This is a genomic window from Rhodococcus sp. NPDC003318 (assembly GCF_042879035.1).
Classification (GTDB): Bacteria; Actinomycetota; Actinomycetes; order Mycobacteriales; family Mycobacteriaceae; genus Rhodococcus_G.
Genome location: NZ_JBIAOU010000012.1, coordinates 26176 through 45363 on the forward strand (window position 1 = coordinate 26176; position 19188 = coordinate 45363).

Genomic DNA, 19188 nt, shown 5'->3' on the forward strand with positions numbered 1-19188 from the left:
GATCTCGTGGCGTGAGTCGACGCCAGCGGCTGCGGCGATGGCGATTTTCACACGTGTTCGGTGTTCGAGATCGGCTAGCGAAACAGCGGGATCGGTCACCGCCCCATCCTCTCCCCCGCCATCGATGATCTTCCGCATCGGGCCTGCGCGGACGCGGCGGCCCCTGCGGGCACCGATCTCACCAGATCGCGAGCTGCTGTGTCGCCAATCTGTCCGTTTTCGAGCGTCGTTAAGGCCTCATTTTCGAGCGTCGCCGACAGCATCGAAATCGCTTCCCTCACAACGCGGATCGGCATCACCGCCCATCCGGTAGGTCACAGCACCGCCGCGGAACGCCCCGATGGTGCCCGCCCGGAGAAGGACAGTGCGTTGCGCGGACGAATCGCCGAGGCGGACCACCTGGTGGCCCGGTGCCTGGCCCGCTATCTCGAACTTGGCGATCAAGGTGAGTCGATCCCGGGCTGAACGCGTTGGAACGTCGTCGAGGTGTTCCTTCGAGAGATCCCACTGAGGATCCGCTGCTCCCCGTGGCCATCTTGGCCCAGCGATGACGAGGTGACCGGCGGCGGGGATGACGGCGACCGACCACACCACCACCGAGCATCCCCGGCAGGTGCACATGGTCGATGTCAACAATCCGCAAAGAGCTTCCGTGTGACCACCGAAGGCACACCGAAGGAAACGTCATGATCGTTCGTCTTCTCATCGCTGCGTTTCATTCGCCGTCCACCGGGCACAGGGGTTGCGGTGGCCAAATCCGGCCCACCTGGCTACCCGAATCGGCGGTGGGCGTTGGTGGAGGGTGGACGAAATGAACCTTGTCAGGGGCACCGCGCGGGTGATTACCGAAGCCGGTGAGGCCGCGACCGCCGTGGTCGGTGCGGTGGGTGGCGCGGCCGTGGGGAGCGTGGGCGGTGGCATCAAGGGTGTGGTCGAGGGCGCCTACGACGGCGCACAGTACGGCAGACACTCGACACCGGCGGCATTGGCGACCATCGGAGCGGCGGGCACCGTCGGTGTGGTGTGGCCGGTCGCTCTCGCCGCCGGGGGCACGGCGTTGGTGTTGCGCCTCGTCAGACCTCAGCCGGAGGCCGCCACCAAGCCGACCACGACGTCACGGGACAGGCAGACGGCGTCGTCGCGCAGAGCCTCGAGTAACCGTTCCTCGTCCGCCTCGGCGCAGCGGCACCCGTGAGTACCGGAACACGGGTCAGGGGCCTCGGGTCCGTCCCCAGCCGGTGCATGCGCACCGGGACCCACGTGGCAGGTGCCGGCGCGGCTTCCGCCCTCGGCGCCACCATCGCCGGGACGGCGACCGCCCTCCGCGTCGGTGCGGTGCTGCTGCGAGCTCCCGGGGCTGTCGCCGCGATCTCCCCGTCACCCGAGGTGCTCGCGCGCTCGGTCGCCGGTGTCGCGAGGCAGGCCGCGGGCGTCGCGAGGGAGGCCGCCGGGGGAAGCCCGGCACGGCGGTGCGGTTCGGGTGCCGGGCGCACCTGGGTCGAGGTGCGCGGTCTTGACGGCCCGCACGGACCGGAGGTGGCCGCGCAGGCACTGGCCGCCGTCCGCTGCCTGCCGGGGGTCGAAGACGCGCAGATGCACAGTCCGTGGTCACGGATCGTGGTGTCCACCGGCCCGAACGGGCCCAGCGCGCAGACACTGTGCCGGGTGGTCGCCGAGGCCGAGCGCACCGGAGCCGACAACGCCGAGGCCACGAACGCCGAAGCCTCGGGGATGTCCGGGGAACGTCCCGTCGATCTTCCCGGTGACGACACGGTTCTTCTCACCCGGACGATGGCGGCCGCGGCCTCGGCGGTGGGACTGGGCGCCGCGCTGGCGGGTCGCCTTCTGCGCCTGCCCGGGCTTCCCCGGGTCCTGGCCTCGGGGGTGATCTCGGTCGACTATCAGCCCCGGCTGCGGAGACTGGTCGAGACCGCGGTGGGGCCCGGTGCCACCGATCTGCTGTTCGCGACCGTCACCGCGGCGGCGTACACGCTGACCTTGTCACCGGATGCGTTGGCCGTCGAGACCGCCCGGCGCGGGGCGCTGGTCGCCGAGAGCTGGTCGGGTCGACGGGCGTGGCAGCGGATCGAGCCTGACCTTCCCGCCGGTGTCGACGGCCCACCGCGGTCGGGGTGGCGGCCGGCACGCAGGAGCGGTCCGGTCGAGCGGTACGCCGAGCGTGCCGGGCTCGCCGGGCTGGCCGGCGACGTGGCGATCGGCGCCCTGACCCGCACGCCGGCGGGCTTCGGCACCGCGACGCTGGTGGCCGCCCCCAAGGCCACCCGCGCGGCGCGGGAGTTGTTCGCCGGCACCCTCGGCCGCGGGCTGGCCGACCGACACGACGTGCTGCCCCTGCGACCCGAGGCGCTTCGCCATCTGGACCGGATCGATGCGGTGGTCGTCGATCCCCGCGTCCTCTACACCCCGCTGCTCACCGTCAGCCGCCTGACCGGGGTGAAGGACCGCGATCGCACTCGGGTGTGGGAGTCGGCTCGCACCGCCGTGCGGGAAGGGAGCCTCGGGGCGGGCTGGCATCCGGTGACCGCTCTACCCGGCGCCGCCGGCATCGAGGCCGACGACGACGCGCGCGTGCTGGTCAGCCCGGTCCACGACCGGTACGCCTCTGCTGTAGTCGCGGAAGCCCGGCGCGCGAAGACCGATGTCGTCTCGATCGACGACGACGCGCTCCGCTCGCTCCGCAACGGATTCGATCACCTCGAGCCCCTGAGCGGATCGATCGACGACACCCTGCGCGAGGTGGTGGACGAGCGTCGACGCCGCGGAGCGACGGTCATGGTGCTCGCGGTGGACGCGCCGCAGGCCCTCGACCTGGCCGACGTCGGTGTCGGCGTCATCCGCGACGGTGCTCCCCCGGCCTGGAATGCGCACCTGTGGGCCGGCGATCTGACCGGGGTGTGGCGCGTCCTGCACGCGCTCCCGGCGGCCCGCACGGCCAGCCGCCGCGGCATCGAACTCTCCGCGCAGGCCTCCGCCCTCGGCACCCTGCTGATGCTGCCCGGCGTACCCGGCACCGGACCGGAGTCGGTCACCGTCGGTGCCGCCGTGGGTCTGTGGATGGGACGGGCGAAGGCTCGCGCGGTGCTGACCGCACCGCTGCCCGAACCCCGGCCGGGACACGAATGGCATGCGATGCCGGCCGACGAAGCCCGACGACTGCTGCCCACGCCACCGCCGCGAGGGGCCGTGTCGCCGCGTCGGCGGCGCACACCCCGGGCGCTGCTCGGTTCGCGCGCGGGGTGGCTCACCCAGATCGTCACCTGGCCCGCCGCCGCAGCGTGGGGCTTCCTCCGCGCTGTGCGGGTGGAGCTCGACGATCCGCTGACACCGGTGTTGGCGACCTGCTCCGCCGCGAGCGCGGTGCTCGGTTCCCCGGTCGACGCCGTCCTCGTCGGATCCGTCCTGGTACTGAACGCCGGAATCTCGGCAACCCAGCGACTGCGGGCGGAAGGGGTCCTGAATCGACTTCTCGCCGCCGAGGACCCACCCGCCAGGAGGGTCACCGGCCAGGGCACCACCGTCGACCACGCCGCTGTCACCGCGGCCCGGCTCCGGCCCGGGGAGGTGATCGAGGTCCGTCCGGGTGAGGTGGTTCCCGCCGACGGACGGCTGCTCGAGGCGACGGGTGTCGAGGTCGACGAATCGGCGCTGACCGGGGAATCGCTACCGGTTGCCAAACAGGTGGCACCCACGCCGGGTGTGCCGTTGGCCGAACGCACCTGCATGCTCTACGCCGGCACAACCGTGCTCACCGGCACCGCCGTGGCGTTGGTGACCGCCACCGGCCGCGGCACCGAGACCCGGCGTGCCACCGCCCTCGCGCCGGCACAGGTGCGCGAGGTCGGACTGCAGGCACAGCTGGCTCGGCTGACTCGCCGGGCGATGCCGATCAGTTTCGGCGGCGGCGCCATCGTGACCGCGCTCGGCCTGCTCCGCGGCGCCGGTGTGCGCTCCGCGGTCACCTCCGGTGTCGCGGTCGTCGTCGCCGCGGTCCCGGAGGGACTGCCGCTCGTGGCCACCCTGGCGCAGATGTCCGCCGCCCGCCGGCTCACCGCCTCCTCCGCCCTGGTCCGGGCCCCCCGCTCGGTGGAAGCGCTCGGCCGGGTCGACGTCGTCTGCTTCGACAAGACCGGAACGCTCAGCGAGAACCGGCTGCGGGTGGCGGCCGCGGAGACGGCACCGGGATTCACCCGAAGCCAGGTTCTGGCGTTTGCCGCCCGCACGGGGTGGTCGGCAAACGGTGGGCCGCCCGATCACGCCACCGACGTCGCCGTCGTCGAAGCCGCCGAGAAGGAACTCGCCGACGAAAGCCGGGAGGCGCGAGAGGCCTACCTGCCGTTCCGCTCCGGTCGCTCCTACGCCGCCGCCATGTCCGGGACGCATCTCGCGGTCAAGGGCGCACCCGAAGTGATGTTGCAGGCGTTCGGCGACTCCGAGGACTCCCCGCGCGCGGAGCGAGTCCATGCGATGGCCGCCGCGGGGCTGCGGGTCCTCGCCGTCGGACAGCGCGATCTCACCCCGGCCGACGCGAAAGCGGCCGCCGACGACCCGGACGCCCTGGCAGAATTCGCGAGCCACGGACTTCGACCCGTCGGGTTGCTCGGGCTGTCCGACACCCCGCGCGCCGACGCCGCGGGCCTGCTCCCCCGCCTGCTGGACCAGGATGTCGGCGTCCGCCTGATCACCGGGGACCACCCGGTCACCGCCGTCGCCATCGCGGACGAACTGGGCATGCCGATCACCGCGGACCAGGTGATCAGCGGAGCCGACTGGGACGCCCTCTCGCACCGCGAGCAGGAACGCGCGGTGCTGGACCGTCTGGTGTTCGCCCGGATGTCCCCCGAACACAAGGTGCAGATCGTGCAGACCCTGGAGCGGATCGGCCGGGTGTGCGCGATGGTCGGTGACGGCGCCAACGACGCCGCTGCCATCCGCGCCGCCAGTGTCGGGATCGGGGTGGCCTCCCACGGCAGCGCACCCGCCCGCGGCGCCGCGGACGTCGTGCTCCTCGACGGCCGGGTCGGGGCCCTGCTCGACGCCCTTGACGAGGGACGCCAGCTGTGGCGGCGGGTGGAGGCGGCGGTCGCGGTGCTCGTCGGCGGCAACGTCGGCGAGGTCGCGTTCGAGCTGATCGGCAGCATCATCACCGGACACTCGCCGCTCAACGCGCGCCAGTTGCTGTTGGTGAACATGCTCACCGACGCGCTGCCCGCGGCGGCTCTCGCGGTCAGCTCGACACGCCACAACGGCGTCGCCGCCGGCGGGCCGGACGAGGCCGCCATGCTGCGCACCGTCGCCTTCCGCGGCACCACCACCGCGGTCGGTGCCACCGCGGCCTGGGCCATGGCCGGCCTCACCGGCACCCGCCGGCGGGCCTCCACCGTCGCCCTGGCCGCGCTGATCGGCACCCAGCTCGGCCAGATCCTGCTGGACTCCCGCAGACCGCTGGTGGTCGCCACGTCGGTCGGGTCCCTCGCCGTCATGGTGGCACTGCTCAGCACCCCCGGAATCAGCCAGTTCCTCGGCTGCGTGCCCCTCGGACCACTCGGGTGGACACAGGCACTCGGATCCGCCGCCGCGGCCACCGCGATGGCCTCGATCGCGCCCGAATTGGTCGCACGCACACCCGGTGTCAACCGTGCGGTCCGCGAACTGCTGCGGGCCGGTGACACCGGCGCCCGCACCCCGTCCCACCCGGACGGTCACGTCCACGAACCCGGACGGCGCACGCCGTGAACCGTCCACCAACACGGGTCGGCGGAGCGGCTCAGTCGATGATCTCGACCACACCGATCCGCGCCAACAGCGCGTACAGGTCACGCAACGGCGGGGTGAGCACCCGCGTCACGGCGGACACCACCGGCTCCACACCCACATCGACCACAGTCTTCGCCACCCCGCGACGATGCGGTCCCGACACGAACTCCAGGTAAACGCCAGCCAGTACGGAGGCAAGCAATGACCGACAAAACACCCACCGCATCCCACCGGGACCTCGTGGCCCGCGTACACGAAGCCGAAGGATTCGCCGTGACCCTGCCGATCGTGGGGCGCGTCGGAATCCCGCGCCCCGAGCATCTGGCGTTCTACATCGCTCTCGGCGGACTCGCGGCGCTGGAGATCATCGAATGGCCCGTCGCCGCGATCGTCGTCGGCGGGCACATCCTGACCACCGAACAGCACCACCGCACCCTGCACGACATCGGCGAAGCACTCGAAACCGCCTAGGCCAGTGCCTGACAGCTGGAATGTCACACACGGCCAAGCCCGGCACAGAGAAGCAATCCCCCCGCGTCACCTCAGGGCAGGCGACCGATCGCGATGATGATGTGGTTGCTGATGTCGACGATGCCCGGCAGGTGGCCCGGTTCATCGGGCGATGGTCAGCACGGAGTCGAGGAGTTCCGGAGCGGCGGCGGGCAGACGCTCGACGCTCCCGGCAACCCGGTCCAGAACTCGCCGTAGTACCGGGGAGCCGGCCTGCGGCTCATTCGGTTGGCTGGCGGCGGATGAAATCGTCCATGCCGGGTACGGTGAATCCGATCCGGCCGTGTTCAGGCGACCAGATCAGGCCCTTCTTGATTGCAGAGTCTCGTACGTCGCTCACTGCAGTGGTTGTTTGCCCCATCGCAGCTGCGACTGTGCCCGATCGTGGCGTGGTCTCGCCGGTTGCGGCGATGGCGCGCAGGTAGCGGCGTTCGCGTTCGGTTGCCCTGTTCCATCGGGAGGGGAAGAAGCCGCCGTCGAGGGCTCGCCGGCCTTCCTCGACTGCAAACAGTGCGTCGTCTTCGGTGAAGGGCGCCTCTGGTGCGACGGCCCACACTGCTTTGCCGAACTCTTGAAGGAAGTACGGGTACCCGCCGCTCGCCTCGACGAGGATGTCGAGTGCCTCTGGAGTTAGCGCTCCCCCGCTCTGTTCGACGGGGATCCGAATGGCATCGGCTGCGTCGCGGTTGGTGAGCGGTCCGATTGTGCTGTAGGCGAATTGACGTTCGGCGTATGAGCGGGTGTCGGCCAAGACCGAAGGCAAGCTCGGCAGTCCGGCGCCGATAACGAAGAAGGGCCATTCGCGTTGTGCTGCGCGGTGTTGGACTGCGAGTAGCGCGCTGAGCAGATCAGGGTCCAGGTCTTGCATCTCGTCGATGAACAGACCGAATGCAGTGGCGCGCTTCTTCATCACCTCACTGATGGCCTCAACGAGCTCTTCGAGATCCAGGTCGAGGTCACCTGTTGCGGCCTGCTGGCCGAGTTTGAATTCCACCTTCGCCGGTCCGACGCCGACACCGAGCGTGAATCCGCGGGCAAGCTCGACGAGTCCGTCAAGAGCCTTCTGCAGTTTGTGGCGGCGACTGAATCGGCGCAGACCGGCAACGAGCTCATTGCCGAGCTTCGCACGGACGGCTGATACTCCTGCCTCGTTCGGTCGTGCCTCAAGCCCGATGGTCAACCAGCCTTGGTTCTCGGCATGTTCGGCGAGGGTGTTGAGCAGTGCGGTTTTCCCGACGCCTCGTAGGCCGGACAGCATTATGCCGCGGTCGTAGTTGCGATGTTTGCTGCGGGCGACGAGCAGGTCGAATTGCTCTCGCTCGGCGTCGCGGCCTTCCAGGGCTGGGGGGCGGAGGCCAGATCCCGGTTTGAACGGGTTCAGTGCAGGATCCATGCCTCAACTCTAGCGCCTTATGGACGATTATGGTCTCTTATGGGAAAGATCCCATATCCGCTGATAGAAGTCCACAGTTGCCTACAAGCGCCGATCACAACGACTCGCCGACATCGCAGCTGGGGTGCCTGAGCCACCCCGTTGCCGAAAGCCAGCGTCCTGTGGCCGGTGATCCGGTGGCCTGCTGTGTGGTTCACAGCGACGCCACCGGTTTCGCAGGTCAGACCCTCATCGATTCCCATCACCCCGGGGGACTTACCCACTCGCCGCGGTGTGGTCGCGACATCCGAATCCATTGTCTCCAGCATCTGGTTGAACTCGATCGTCCGTAGTCAGCGGTGGACCGATATCCAGCGTGAGGGACGCGTCGCGATTGTGATCGACGCCGGAGACGTGTTTGCGGAACTGCGTGGGGTTGAAATCCGAGGAACCGCAGAGGCTGTCGGTGAAGTACCGCGCGAGTCGAACCCGGACGCGAGTCTCGACCCAGTGGAGTTGGCGTTCGCTCGCAAGTACACCGGCACCGATCGGTTCGTTGCAGACGGAAGGCACGCCTGGCTTCGCGTGACTCCGAGCTCGATTGTGAGCTGGGACTTCCGAAAGAGCCCGTCGGGGCGGGCAGTCCAGGCGACGACTGGTCAGATGAGCCCTCCCTGACACCCAGCGTTCTATGCCAAGGCCAGTGGTCAGACGGAACTGCCCCCGGTTCGGTTGACCCGGGGGTTGGGTGACTCGAGCCGCGGTTGCGGCCTGGGTGATTGTCCCAAAGGGGCGCCGCCGTCGCGGTCGGCGCACACGGACTCGATCGGTGTGCGCTACCGAGTCGACGTTTGCGGTGATACGTCCTTTCGATCCATTGGACGATGGCCAGGCGGAGTTGTTCGCGGGTTCTCCAGCGTGCCTGTCGAGTACGTTGCGTTGCAGAAGGACGAAGCACGACTCCATCGCAGCATTGTCACCGCATGCGCCGACCTGGCCCATCGATCCACGTAAGCTGTTGTGTGCCAATGCATGAACGAACTTCCTGGACCGAGCTCGGCGCCGGCTCGGCGAGGGACTGGGAATAGATCGGGCGGACAGTGAGGGAGACTCCGGTTCCCGGTCAGTCGTAGACCATCGGAGACCCGGACACGGAGGGTGCGGGCCCTCCCCGGAACGTGACCGGACCCGTCGCCTGTTCGGCACCAGAGCATGCTCGCTCCCACCGGTCTCGACCGAGACGCAGCGCATCGCCGGCGCCTGCAGTCGCGGTGAGCACGGAGGTGATCAGGCCACCAGCAGTGCCCGTCGCGCATAGGCCCGAACGTCCGCGTCGGGATCGTCGAGGGCGCGTTCGAGTACCTCGACCACATCTGGGTGCCCCGTGTGCTCGGTCAACGCCATCACCGCGGCTTTGCGGACGTCCAGGTGCGGATCGTGCGCCGCCGAGGTGAGCGCGGGTACTGCCAGCTTCGGGTCGGCGGCGGCCAGCGCTCGCGCGGCGCCTTGGCGCACCTGCCACGCCGAGTCCCGTAATGCCGCGACGGCTGACTCGGTGTCGGGTCCGGCGCATCCGAGCGTTGTCAACGCGGTCAGTGCCGCGGCCCGGACCAACGCGTCACGGTCCGACAGCAGTCCACGGACCGCGCCCGGTCCGCCTTGGCCGATGGTCGCGAGTCCGTGCGCCACCGCCACGCGCACCTGGCGGTCGGGATCGTGGCTCGCGGACGCGACGTCGGCCCACAGATCCAGCGACACCAGGCCACGGACCGCCTCGATCCGCACGTGGTGGTCCGTGTCGGCGAGGGCGGCACGGAACTGCTCGGGTGAGCCGGCCCGGTGCGCTCTGAGCACGTCGAGGACCGCGGCACGGACCACCGGGTCCGGTGAGGTGAGGTGTGCAGCGAGGCCGTCCACGCCGGGAAGCACCTCGACCAGTTCCCGCAGCGATTCGGCTGCTCGACGGCGGACGTCGAGTGCGGTGTCGCCGAGCGCGTCGATCAGCGCACTCGTGAAACCGTTTGGGGTGCCTTCGGTGAGGACGGAGAGGGCGGTCGCCCGCACTCGTGGGTCCGTGGCGGTCAGGTAGGGCTCGAGTTCCGGCAGATCCGGGGCGTCGAGGGCGAGCAGTTCGACGATCGCCGGCGACGACGGCTCGGTACGAGCAGAGTGGACGATTCGGTCCGGCGCCGACGCCGGCGCCCGGCCACCCACGAGCGCGGGCTGTTCGATCGGGATCACCGACTGGTTTTGGGGAGGCAGCGAGTCCAGTCCGGGCACCGGAACGAAATACGGCGCGACGGGTCGCTTGAGGAATTGCATTTCTCCGTCGCCGCCGCGTTTGAGGTTCAGGTGGTATCCCCATTCCGAGTCGCTCTGTTCGGGGAGGTCGGCGCGCTCGTGGTAGAGGCCCCAACGGCTTTCGGTTCGGGTGAGCGAGCTGCGGGCCGCCATTTCCGCGCAGTCACGGATGAATGACACCTCGGCGCAGCGCATCAGTTCGTGCGGTGTCCGCGCGCCCATTCCTTCCAATTCGGCGCTCATCCTGTCGAAGGTCTCCACAGCGATCGACAGTTTGGTCGCGGTCTTCGGTGGGGCGACGTAGTCGTTGACGAATCGACGTAGCTTGTACTCGACCTGGGGTTGCGGAGGTCCGTCGGGGTTGCGCAGGGGCCGGTAGATGAGTTCGTGTGCGGCACTGAGCTGGTCGGCGGGCAGCTCCACGGGCGCGGGCACCTCGGCCAGTGTCGATGTCGCGTGCGCGCCTGCCAGGTCGCCGTACACGAAGGCGCCGATCATGTAGTTGTGGGGCACGCAGGCCAGGTCACCGGCGGCGTAGAGGCCGGGGACGGTGGTGGCGCCGTTCTCGTCCACCCACACGCCGGACGCGGAATGACCGCTGCACAAGCCGATCTCGGAGACGTGCATCTCAATGTCGTGAGTGCGGTAGTCGTGTCCGCGACCGGCGTGGAAGGTGCCCCTGGTTGGCCGTTCGGTGGTGTGCAGGATCGATTCGAGTGTGTCGAGGGTTTCCTCCGGCAGATGGCTGACCTTGAGGTAGATCGGTCCGCGCGCGGAGTCGATCTCCCGGCGTACTTCGGCGATCATCTGTCCGGACCAGTAGTCCGAGTCCACGAATCGTTCGCCGTGTGCGTTGACCTGGTAGCCACCGAAGGGGTTGGCCACGTAGGCGCAGGCGGGGCCGTTGTAGTCCTTGATCAGCGGGTTGATCTGGAAGCACTCGATGCCGCTGAGTTCGGCGCCCGCGTGGTACGCCATCGAGTAGCCGTCGCCGGCGTTGGTCGGGTTCTCGTAGGTGCCGTACAGGTATCCGGAAGCGGGAAGGCCGAGCCGGCCGCAGGGACCGGTTGCCAGGATCACGGCCTTCGCGCCCACCGCAATGAATTCGCCGGTGCGGGTGTTGAGCGCGGCGGCGCCGACGGCCCTTCCGCCCGCGGTGAGCACCCGTACCGGCATCAGCCGGTTCTCGATTCGGATCCGCTCCCGCATTGTGCGCTGCCGCAGTACCCGGTACAGCGCCTTCTTCACGTCCTTACCCTCCGGCATCGGCAGTACGTAGGCGCCGGATCGGTGCACTCTGCGCACGGCGTATTCGCCGTACTCGTCCTTCTCGAACTTCACCCCGTACTTCTCGAGGCGCTGGACCATCGCGAACCCGCGTGTGGCTGTCTGGTAGACGGTGCGCTGGTTGACGATTCCGTCGTTGGCGCGGGTGATCTCCGCGACGTAGTCCTCCGGTTCCGCCTTGCCCGGCACCACGGCGTTGTTCACGCCGTCCATGCCCATCGCGAGCGCTCCCGAGTGCCGCACGTGTGCCTTCTCCAGCAGCAGGACGTTCGCGCCGTTCTCGGCTGCGGTGAGTGCGGCCATCGTGCCCGCCGTACCCCCGCCGATCACCAGTACGTCGCAGTCCAAGCGGATCGCGTCCTCGACGGCCGGCGCCTGCAGTGTGGTGTCCATCAGTGTTCTCCGAGTTCGTGTCGGGCGTCCGCCCGGTGTTCGAGGTGATCGCTGCCGACGCTGCCGAGTGCCACGAGCACCTCGGCGCGCGCCGCGCGGGTGGCGGGATCGTCCCGTCTGGTGCGGTCACGGGCGAAGGGCACGTCGACCACGGCGCGCAACGGTTCACCCACGCGACCGAGAACGGCCACTCGGTCGCCGAGCAGGACTGCCTCGTCGACGTCGTGGGTGACGAACACCACGGTTGTCGGGTGTGCCGCCCAGGTGTCGAGCAGCAACTGCTGCATGACGCCGCGAGTCTGCGCGTCGAGGGCGCCGAACGGCTCGTCCATCATCACCGCCCGCGGCGCACCACACAGTCCACGCGCCATCTGCACGCGCTGCCGCATCCCTCCCGACAGGTTCTTCGGGAGGTAGTCGCCGTACCCGGTGAGCCCGACTTCTCGTATCCAGGTCTGCGCCGCTGCCGGGCGCTCCCGGCGCGGCACACCGCGCAGGCGCAACGCCAGCTCGATGTTCGCGCGCACGGTCCGCCAGGGCAGCAGGGCGTCGTCCTGGAACACCATCGCGCGATCACGGGAGGTGGTGTGCACGACCATGTTGTCGGCGCGGACCTCGCCGCTCGCCGGGGCCAGCAATCCGGCGAGTCCCCGCAGCACGGTGGACTTGCCGCAGCCGGAGGGGCCGGTCAGGACGAGGATCTCACCGGGCCGCACGTCCAGGGTCAGTGCCCGGACGATGTCCTGCGAGTCGTAGCGGAGGGTGACCGCATCGAGATGCAGCGCCATCCCCTGCTCCGTGGTCTTGGTGCCGACATGCGTCATGCCGTGTGCTCCCCTCGCGGCAGCCAGCGGGTCAAGCGGCGACCGAGCAGTTCGACGCCGGCGGAGGTGAGGAATCCGAGGACGCCGATCGTGACCATGCCGACGAAGACCGCCGGATAGTCGACGATGCTGTAGGCCTGCCAGGTGCGGTAGCCAACGCCGAGGCGACCGGAGATCATCTCGGCCGAGATGACACAGATCCACGCCACTCCGATGCCGACGGACAGCCCGCCGAACACGCCCGGCAGGATGCCCGGCAGCACGACACCGGCCAGCACGTCCCGGCGGCTGCCACCCAGCGTCCGGACCGAGTCCTCCCAGATGGTCGGCAATGCGCGCACCGCGTGTCGGGTGCTGACCATGATCGGGAAGAACGCGGCGAGGAAGGTGATGAACACGATCCCCGCCTCGTCGGTCGGGAACAGCAGGATCGCCACCGGCACCACCGCGATCGCCGGAATCGGTCGCACCAGCTCGGTGAGCGGACCGAACACCCTCGCGAAAGGCCGGGACCGGCCCAGCGCGACGCCGACGGCCACCCCCGCCACGGCGGCCAGACCGAAGCCGGTGAGGATCCGGATCACCGACTGGGCGAGATCGAGGTAGTAGACCTGTGTTCCCAGCTGATCCGAGAACGCCGCCAGGACCTCCGTCACCGAGGGCAACGTGTCGAATCGCACGCCCATCCGCACGTCGGCGGTGGTCAACACCTGCCACACACCGAGTGCCACCGTCACGGACAGCGCCGGGATCAGCCAGGAGTCCCACACTCGCGACCTCCGCCGCGGCGCCCGCACCCGGGCCGTCGTGTCCTCCGCGGGACGAACCACCGTCGCGGTCATCCCAACCCTCCTGTGACCGCCGTGTCGTAATCCACCCGAACCGATCCCGGATGCGCCGCGAGGTACCGTTCGGCGCCCGCCGTCGTGGTGAACGGGAGGTACCGCTGCCCGTCGACGACCCACACTGCCTTGTCCGCGAACCACCGTGTCCCGAGCTCCGTGTCGGGCACGTACGCCGCGCGCACCTCCCTGCCGGTCGCCCGCGCCGCGCCGACCGCGCGCAGCAGGCAGGTGGGATCGGCACTCGGTTGCGGTTCGGCGTCACCGGCGATCCACACCTCCCCCGCCAGGCTGGGGTCGTCGGAGGGCCGCCCACAGACGGGATCGGCACCGGTCACGGGATTCGGGTTCGAGGTGTCCGCGACCGCGGCATCGTAGTTCAGGCCCTCTGCCGCGAACGCCGACCGCAGGGGACCGTCGTTCACGAATCCGTCGACGTCGAGGTCGGCGAAGTCGCCGATCGACTTCAGATAGGGCACATCGCCCTTCAACGCGTCGATCAGTGCGGGCTCCAGCGCGGTGTCGAACGTCGTGCCACCGGGGCCGTTGTACAGGTACACGACCTCCTGCGGCAGCCCGCTGCCATCCGCGACGATCCGCGACGCCTCGAATGGCTCCTCCACGAGGAACCGGGTGGCGTCGAGTTGCGCGCGCAGGAACGCGTCGAGGACCTCGGGATGCTCGTCCGCGTAGGCCTCCCGAACCACCACCCCGTGCAGGGTGGGTACGCCCAGCTCTGCGCCGTCGTAGAGCAGCGTGGCCTTGTCCTGGAACACCAGCAGGCCGGGCCAGGCAACGAACTGGGACAGTGCCGCGACTTGACCGGATTCCAGGGCCGATGCACCGACCTGCGGCTGTTGGTTCAGCACTTCCACGCCCTCGACGTGGGCCCGGTCCAGGGCCTGTACCAGGGTGCCGTGACCAGCCGAGCCGATACTGGCGGACACCGTGGCGCCCGCGAGATCGGCCAGCGAGCGCACACCGGACACCGGTGGCACCACAACCATGTTGAGAGCACCCTCCGGGTGAGAACCGGTGATCGAGACGAGCTCGGTGCGCGCCCTCGGATTCGACTGTGTCCGAGAGCCGTTGATCAGCAGTGGGTAGTCACCCATCGAGCCGATGTCGATTTTCTCGGCGACCATCTGCGCGGTGATCGGGGCCCCGGTGTCGTAGTCCTGCCATTCGACTCGGTACCGGGTGCCGGTATCGGAGGTGATCTCGTCGAGCCGCTTCTCCAGGTAGCCCCTCGCGCGGAGAAGCGTGCCGGCGGTAACGGTATTGATGGTCTTGGACTGGTAACCGACGACGACCGTGACGGTGTTCCCGTCGGTGACGGCGGATGGTTCCAACGAGCAGGAAGACAGGGTGAGCGCGGCAGCGAGCGACGCAGCCGCACATAAGGTTCGGCGCACGGGGGGTCCTTGGGTTGATCAACGAAGCAGATAGGGCATGTTGACGGTCACGGCGCCGGTCGGACAGCGTGCGGCGCACGGACCGCAGTACCAGCACTCGTCCACGTGCATGAACGCCTTGCCGTTGTCGGGATTGATCGCGAGAGAATCGAGCGGGCAGATCTCGACACACAGTGTGCATCCCTCGATGCACAGCGACTCGTCGATCACCACCGGCACGTCCGCGCGCTGGCCTACCAGTGCCATCACTGAACCTTCCATTCGGGAAAAGCGCCAGAATCTCTTGAGAGGTTGCCGCGTAAAGTCATTCGATCTCCCCGCATCCTGATGTACTCGAGATCGACGGGCCTGCCGCTCTCCAGCCGGGTCAGTCGCTCGAGCAGCAGCAGCGCCGCACCCTCCGGTGCGTGCAGGTTGGCTGCCGAGTGCGCATCCGCGGACACCGCCTCCACCGCGACGGAGGCGGAACCCAGCGGCTCCCCGGCGACGGTCTCGATGAGCGCGAAGATGTCGTTGTGCACCAGGTCGCGCTTCGCGACCTGCGACCCGATGTCCGGGACCAGATAGGTGAGGTCGAGACTCAACGGCAGATCCCCGAGGTAGCGGACGCGTTCGATGTACACCACCGGGGCACCGGGGTCGAGTTCGAGCCGCCGAGCGACAGTAGGCGGAGGCTCGATCTCGGTCACGACCCGAACCTCGTTGCGCACCGTGCCGTAGTCCCGCAATGTCTCCTTCAGCCCGACCAGCGCGTCCAGCCCGTGCTCGAACCGGCGACCCGAAACCCTCGTCCCCACCTTCGGCGCCCGGACGATGAGATTCTCCGCACGCAGAATGTCCAAGCCCTCACGTACGGCGTTGCGCGACACGTGGAACTCGGCGGCAAGCTTGGTCTCGGACGGCAGCGCACCATCGACGAACACACCGTCGTGCACCTGTCTGCGAAGTAGGTCTGCGAACCGGCGCGCGTCGTCGGCCCGCACACGTCGGCCGTCAAGACTGCGCGGGAACTCCGCGTCTGCGCCAGGGACTACGGAAGCCCCACTGTCAGGAGTGTGAGAGTCAACCATCGGGCGCCTCCTCTCGGCACGTCGGTAACCACGGCGGCCACTCTAACGGCGCATCCATGCCCGTTTGAGCACGCTGTATCCACCCGTTGGAGGCGATACGGAAATCCGCCAGGCGCATGTCGCACATCGTGTCGATGACCAGCATCCCAGCAGGATTTCGGCGCTTCTGCGCCACCCCGGAGCTCGCCGTGGAAGTTCGAATCACCCTGAACCGAATACCCACGACGCGGGTCCTACCGACGTGGGAGCATCAGATTTCCGGTGGATCCGGCTCTGGCACATCGGTTTGGTTCTCACTCGGGGTGATGCGGCCGTCGAAGGTGATGACGAAGGCGTTCAAGGTTGGCTTCCACCTCATCGCCCATCGCGCTCTCCCTTGCCGGTCAGGTCCAGAGCCCGGGTGGCGAGGTAGAGACATTCGAGCGCGGCCGGCTCGGTCGGGAAATGGCTCCGTACCCGGATCGCCCGCCGATAGCGGGCATTGACGGACTCGATCGCGTTGGTAGAGCATCAGCCCGAAGCACTGGCCCCAGACGGGTGGCTACGGACCGGCGACGTCACCTCCGCCGACGACACCGGGCACTTCTACGTCGTCGCCCGCCTCGAGGACACGATCGTCACCGCCGGCATCAATAGCGATGACGAACAGTTCGTCGGACTCGATCGGTGGCAAATTCGATTGGGTAGGCCTCCTGCGCAACGGTGCGCCCAGGTACCGCGAGGCGGTGTTCAGCCTGCCGCAGCTCGCTCACCGTCTCGGGTGAGCACCGCCTCGCTCTGTCACCACATCCCCGACGGCAAGGCGGCGCTCCTGGCCGCGGTGGCCAGGAGGATCACCGGGGCCGGGACGCTGCCGGACCGGGCACCGCCCGGACTGCCGAAGGGGTGGTGAGCACTCCGAGGCTGATGAGCACCGGCACCGGCAGGAGCACGAGGGTCCACGCTTTGGCTTCAGGTCGCGCTTTACAGCAGCGGGATCGAGCTATACCACTATGGCGTTTCGCCGTCGCTCGGTGAATCAACCATCCGCCATTACCGGACCCCGATCCCGGGTGAGTAGACAATCTGGACGTTCAGGGCGCGGTCCACGTCACTGGCGGTGATGAGTGCTTCGGCGATTCGGTCGTGGGTGAAGTGCTGGGTGACGATCGATCCGAGATCGAACTTGCCGTTGATCATGATATCCATGACGGTGGCCACGTCCGCGGATGTATATCCTCCCGAGCCGATGAGCGTCTGTTGCGAATACGCCAGGCGAGACATGTCGACCGGCACCGGGTGGTCGTGCACGCCTACAACGACCATGCGACTGTAGAGCTTGGCCATGTCCTGGTAAATGCCGATGATCGAGTCGTTACCGGTCGCCTCGACGACGACGTCGATGTCGGCGGTCTCTCCCTCGACGGCTCGAGCCGACCCGAATACTTCGAGGGTCTTCGAACGCAGATCCTCGGTTCTCGAATTGCAGGTCGCGAACCCCAATTCGGCTGCTTTCGCGAGCCTGAAATCCGATACGTCGACAACCATGACGGGGGCGCAGCCCAGATGACTCAGTGCTACCGCCGCACCGATCCCGATCGTGCCCGATCCGAAGACGATGGCCGATTCTCCGGCGCGCGGGTTGGCTCGGCGAGCGGCGTGCGTTGCGACTGTGAAGGGTTCGATCATAGCCGCGACATCGGTTGGAATAGACGGGTCCACAGGGTAAACATGTTTACCCACTTCGCAGTCCCGCACGAGAATGTATTCCGAGAATCCGCCGAGCGTGCCCGGTGTGGCGGTCGTTCCTGCGGCGTATACGGGGTAGGGATATACCCGCTCCCCGACGGTCAATCCGGTCACCTCTCGACCCACCTCCGCGACTTCGGAGATCATCTCGTGGCCGAATTCACTTCCGGGGAAGATTCGGTGCGCTTGGGGACCGTGCAGGTAGGCAGACACATCTGAGCCACATATGCTGGCGTGCAGATTTCTCAACAGAACGTCCCGCGGACCCGGTGTAGGAGTTGGCTTCTCGACTACCTCGACTTCACCTCGGCCGTTGTAAATTGCTGCTTTCATTGTTTTCAATTCCTTCTGAGTCGATGGCGGTTATTCGTCGATGTGTATGGCGAGTGCGGGGCAGACCATGGCGGCGTGGCGAACATCTTCGGCTTGGCTGTCGGAAGGGTGGTCCTCACGGAGGACCACGATCCCGTCGTCGTCGCGCTGATCGAACACCTCCTGGCTGCGGCAACACGTTGCCCTGCCTCGACGCACTTTTCCTGGTCGATGGCGACTTTCATACTTCTCCTCGAGGTGGCGGATGGGACGGTTTTGACTCAGGTGAGGGCGTCGACGATTGCTGCCAGTGGAGCCGCGTTCGGTTGGGCATGTTCCACTCAGTACGCGCCGGTGCCTCCCTCCTGCCGACAAACGCGCCACGAACCGTCCGTCGAGTGTGCGCAGAACGCAAACACCGGCCGACCCACCTTGATCCGGAAGCGTCGAAGGGCGGCCGGTTGCGATGACAATTGCTACCGGCGGCGGTTTCGTGTCCGGAATCGTGACAACGGTGCGCGGAAGTGTCCCGTGAGATCGCGTGGTTCCCGAGGACGACTCGGCGTCCAAGCGTTCATGTGTTCGTTCGTGCGCAGAACTGCTCTGGCGGGTTCCCAAGACACCGGAAAAGATGTGTTTGGACGGCGGTGGTCGGGCGTACGGGCAGGTGCCGTTCTGCGCTGAGTACGGTGATCGCTCCCGAATACCGCTTGGCTCGTAGAGCTTCGGCACTCGAAAGGCCTGGCCGCTGTCCCGCCGATGATCCGTACGTTCGCGGAAGTGCTCACGCGGACACCTCACGCTCCAAGCGTGCACGGCGCGTCCGCACAAGCCCGACGGCGGCCATCAACGAGACGGAGCCGAGCCCGATAACAGCACCTATCTGGTCGCTACCGGTGAGGAGAAGATACGCGCCTACCGCTGCGACGGCGTTGAACCCGAACAGAAACAGCTGTACCGATCGGCGCTGGAGGAATGATTTGACCGGTTCAAGGCGGGCGAGCAGAAATCCGGTGAGCAGTGAGGACAGTATGGACCCCACTTTGACTGCAGTCAGAGTCGTTCCGTCGAAGGCAAGTGGGGAGAATACTGTTCCGATGATTGCAATTGTGAAGAGTGTGGTCAACACGATGTGCGGCACAATGGATCGCATGGGGCTCCTTCGATGCGGTGGATAAGGGTTGAGTTCTTGAAACCTGCAGAGCTGGGACGTGTTCGGCGAATCCGCTCCCAGTCCACCGTCATCGACGTACAGCACCTACGGTTACCAGCACAGACACACGCTCTTGATGTCACCGATTGAGCGCTGAACCAGTACCCGCGCCGACGCACAAGACGTGTTTCGGGTACTGCCAATGC

Annotated in this window: 16 protein-coding genes and 3 pseudogenes; 4 read left to right on the forward strand and 15 right to left on the reverse strand. The window is 67.8% G+C overall.

Translation table 11 applies throughout. The features are described 5' to 3' along the window. Positions 1–237: 237 nt before the first annotated feature. Positions 238–444, reverse strand: a complete 207-nt coding sequence (locus tag ACFYVR_RS18570; RefSeq protein WP_387475760.1) for a hypothetical protein — start codon at positions 442–444, stop codon at positions 238–240. Positions 445–811: 367 nt separating this feature from the next. On the opposite strand from ACFYVR_RS18570, the gene ACFYVR_RS18575 reads away from it, so the two are divergent. Both ACFYVR_RS18575 and ACFYVR_RS18580 read left to right on the forward strand, forming a co-directional pair. Continuing rightward, positions 812–1195 carry a hypothetical protein gene (locus tag ACFYVR_RS18575; protein ID WP_387475762.1) on the forward strand — a complete coding sequence of 128 codons (384 nt, stop codon included), beginning with the start codon at positions 812–814 and terminating at the stop codon, positions 1193–1195. A gap of 47 nt (positions 1196–1242) precedes the next feature. Beyond that, positions 1243–5754 carry a cation-translocating P-type ATPase gene (locus ACFYVR_RS18580; RefSeq protein ID WP_387475765.1) on the forward strand — a complete coding sequence of 1504 codons (4512 nt, stop codon included), beginning with the start codon at positions 1243–1245 and terminating at the stop codon, positions 5752–5754. 31 nt (positions 5755–5785) lie between these two features. On the opposite strand, the gene ACFYVR_RS18585 is transcribed toward ACFYVR_RS18580, so the two are convergent. After that, positions 5786–5914 carry an Rv1535 domain-containing protein gene (locus tag ACFYVR_RS18585; RefSeq protein WP_387475767.1) on the reverse strand — a complete coding sequence of 43 codons (129 nt, stop codon included), beginning with the start codon at positions 5912–5914 and terminating at the stop codon, positions 5786–5788. 62 nt (positions 5915–5976) lie between these two features. Here ACFYVR_RS18585 and ACFYVR_RS18590 point away from each other — a divergent pair, with 62 nt between their 5' ends. Next, positions 5977–6246 (forward strand): hypothetical protein, encoded by a 270-nt coding sequence (locus ACFYVR_RS18590; protein ID WP_387475769.1) that lies wholly within the window; start codon positions 5977–5979, stop codon positions 6244–6246. 259 nt (positions 6247–6505) lie between these two features. Here ACFYVR_RS18590 and ACFYVR_RS18595 read toward each other — a convergent pair whose 3' ends face one another. The 10 genes and pseudogenes from ACFYVR_RS18595 to ACFYVR_RS18640 form a co-directional block, all read right to left on the reverse strand. Then, positions 6506–7678, reverse strand: coding sequence for an AAA family ATPase (locus tag ACFYVR_RS18595; protein ID WP_387475772.1), 1173 nt, complete (start codon positions 7676–7678; stop codon positions 6506–6508). Positions 7679–8450: 772 nt separating this feature from the next. Continuing rightward, a pseudogene (locus tag ACFYVR_RS18600) lies at positions 8451–8710 on the reverse strand (IS3 family transposase); the annotation flags it as partial. 234 nt (positions 8711–8944) lie between these two features. Continuing rightward, complete coding sequence (locus tag ACFYVR_RS18605; RefSeq protein ID WP_387475775.1) at positions 8945–11638, reverse strand: fumarate reductase/succinate dehydrogenase flavoprotein subunit; 2694 nt, start codon at positions 11636–11638, stop codon at positions 8945–8947. Then, positions 11638–12462 (reverse strand): ABC transporter ATP-binding protein, encoded by an 825-nt coding sequence (locus ACFYVR_RS18610; RefSeq protein WP_387475778.1) that lies wholly within the window; start codon positions 12460–12462, stop codon positions 11638–11640. Before ACFYVR_RS18610 ends, ACFYVR_RS18605 begins: the two co-directional genes overlap by 1 nt. Continuing rightward, positions 12459–13304: an ABC transporter permease gene (locus ACFYVR_RS18615; protein ID WP_387475781.1), complete on the reverse strand. Its 846-nt coding sequence runs from the start codon at positions 13302–13304 to the stop codon at positions 12459–12461. Before ACFYVR_RS18615 ends, ACFYVR_RS18610 begins: the two co-directional genes overlap by 4 nt. After that, positions 13301–14719 (reverse strand): ABC transporter substrate-binding protein, encoded by a 1419-nt coding sequence (locus tag ACFYVR_RS18620; protein WP_387475783.1) that lies wholly within the window; start codon positions 14717–14719, stop codon positions 13301–13303. The genes ACFYVR_RS18615 and ACFYVR_RS18620 overlap by 4 nt, the downstream gene beginning before the upstream one ends. 18 nt (positions 14720–14737) lie before the next feature. After that, positions 14738–14965: a ferredoxin family protein gene (locus tag ACFYVR_RS18625; protein ID WP_387475786.1), complete on the reverse strand. Its 228-nt coding sequence runs from the start codon at positions 14963–14965 to the stop codon at positions 14738–14740. After that, a complete protein-coding gene (locus ACFYVR_RS18630; protein ID WP_387475788.1) occupies positions 14965–15789 on the reverse strand; it encodes a GntR family transcriptional regulator in 825 nt (274 codons plus the stop codon). Before ACFYVR_RS18630 ends, ACFYVR_RS18625 begins: the two co-directional genes overlap by 1 nt. 250 nt (positions 15790–16039) lie before the next feature. Then, positions 16040–16299, reverse strand: a pseudogene (locus ACFYVR_RS18635) (transposase); the annotation flags it as partial. A 31-nt stretch (positions 16300–16330) separates the two neighbouring features. Next, a complete protein-coding gene (locus tag ACFYVR_RS18640; RefSeq protein ID WP_387475790.1) occupies positions 16331–16462 on the reverse strand; it encodes a hypothetical protein in 132 nt (43 codons plus the stop codon). Positions 16463–16549: 87 nt separating this feature from the next. Here ACFYVR_RS18640 and ACFYVR_RS18645 point away from each other — a divergent pair, with 87 nt between their 5' ends. Next, a complete protein-coding gene (locus ACFYVR_RS18645; RefSeq protein ID WP_387475792.1) occupies positions 16550–16681 on the forward strand; it encodes a hypothetical protein in 132 nt (43 codons plus the stop codon). A 140-nt stretch (positions 16682–16821) separates the two neighbouring features. On the opposite strand, the gene ACFYVR_RS18650 is transcribed toward ACFYVR_RS18645, so the two are convergent. The 3 genes and pseudogenes from ACFYVR_RS18650 to ACFYVR_RS18660 form a co-directional block, all read right to left on the reverse strand. Then, on the reverse strand, positions 16822–17850 hold the full coding sequence (locus tag ACFYVR_RS18650) for a zinc-binding dehydrogenase (protein ID WP_387475794.1): 1029 nt from the start codon (positions 17848–17850) through the stop codon (positions 16822–16824). Positions 17851–17880: 30 nt separating this feature from the next. Beyond that, positions 17881–18074, reverse strand: a pseudogene (locus ACFYVR_RS18655) (ferredoxin). 539 nt (positions 18075–18613) lie between these two features. Beyond that, complete coding sequence (locus ACFYVR_RS18660) at positions 18614–18982, reverse strand: hypothetical protein (RefSeq protein ID WP_387475796.1); 369 nt, start codon at positions 18980–18982, stop codon at positions 18614–18616. Positions 18983–19188: the final 206 nt, after the last annotated feature.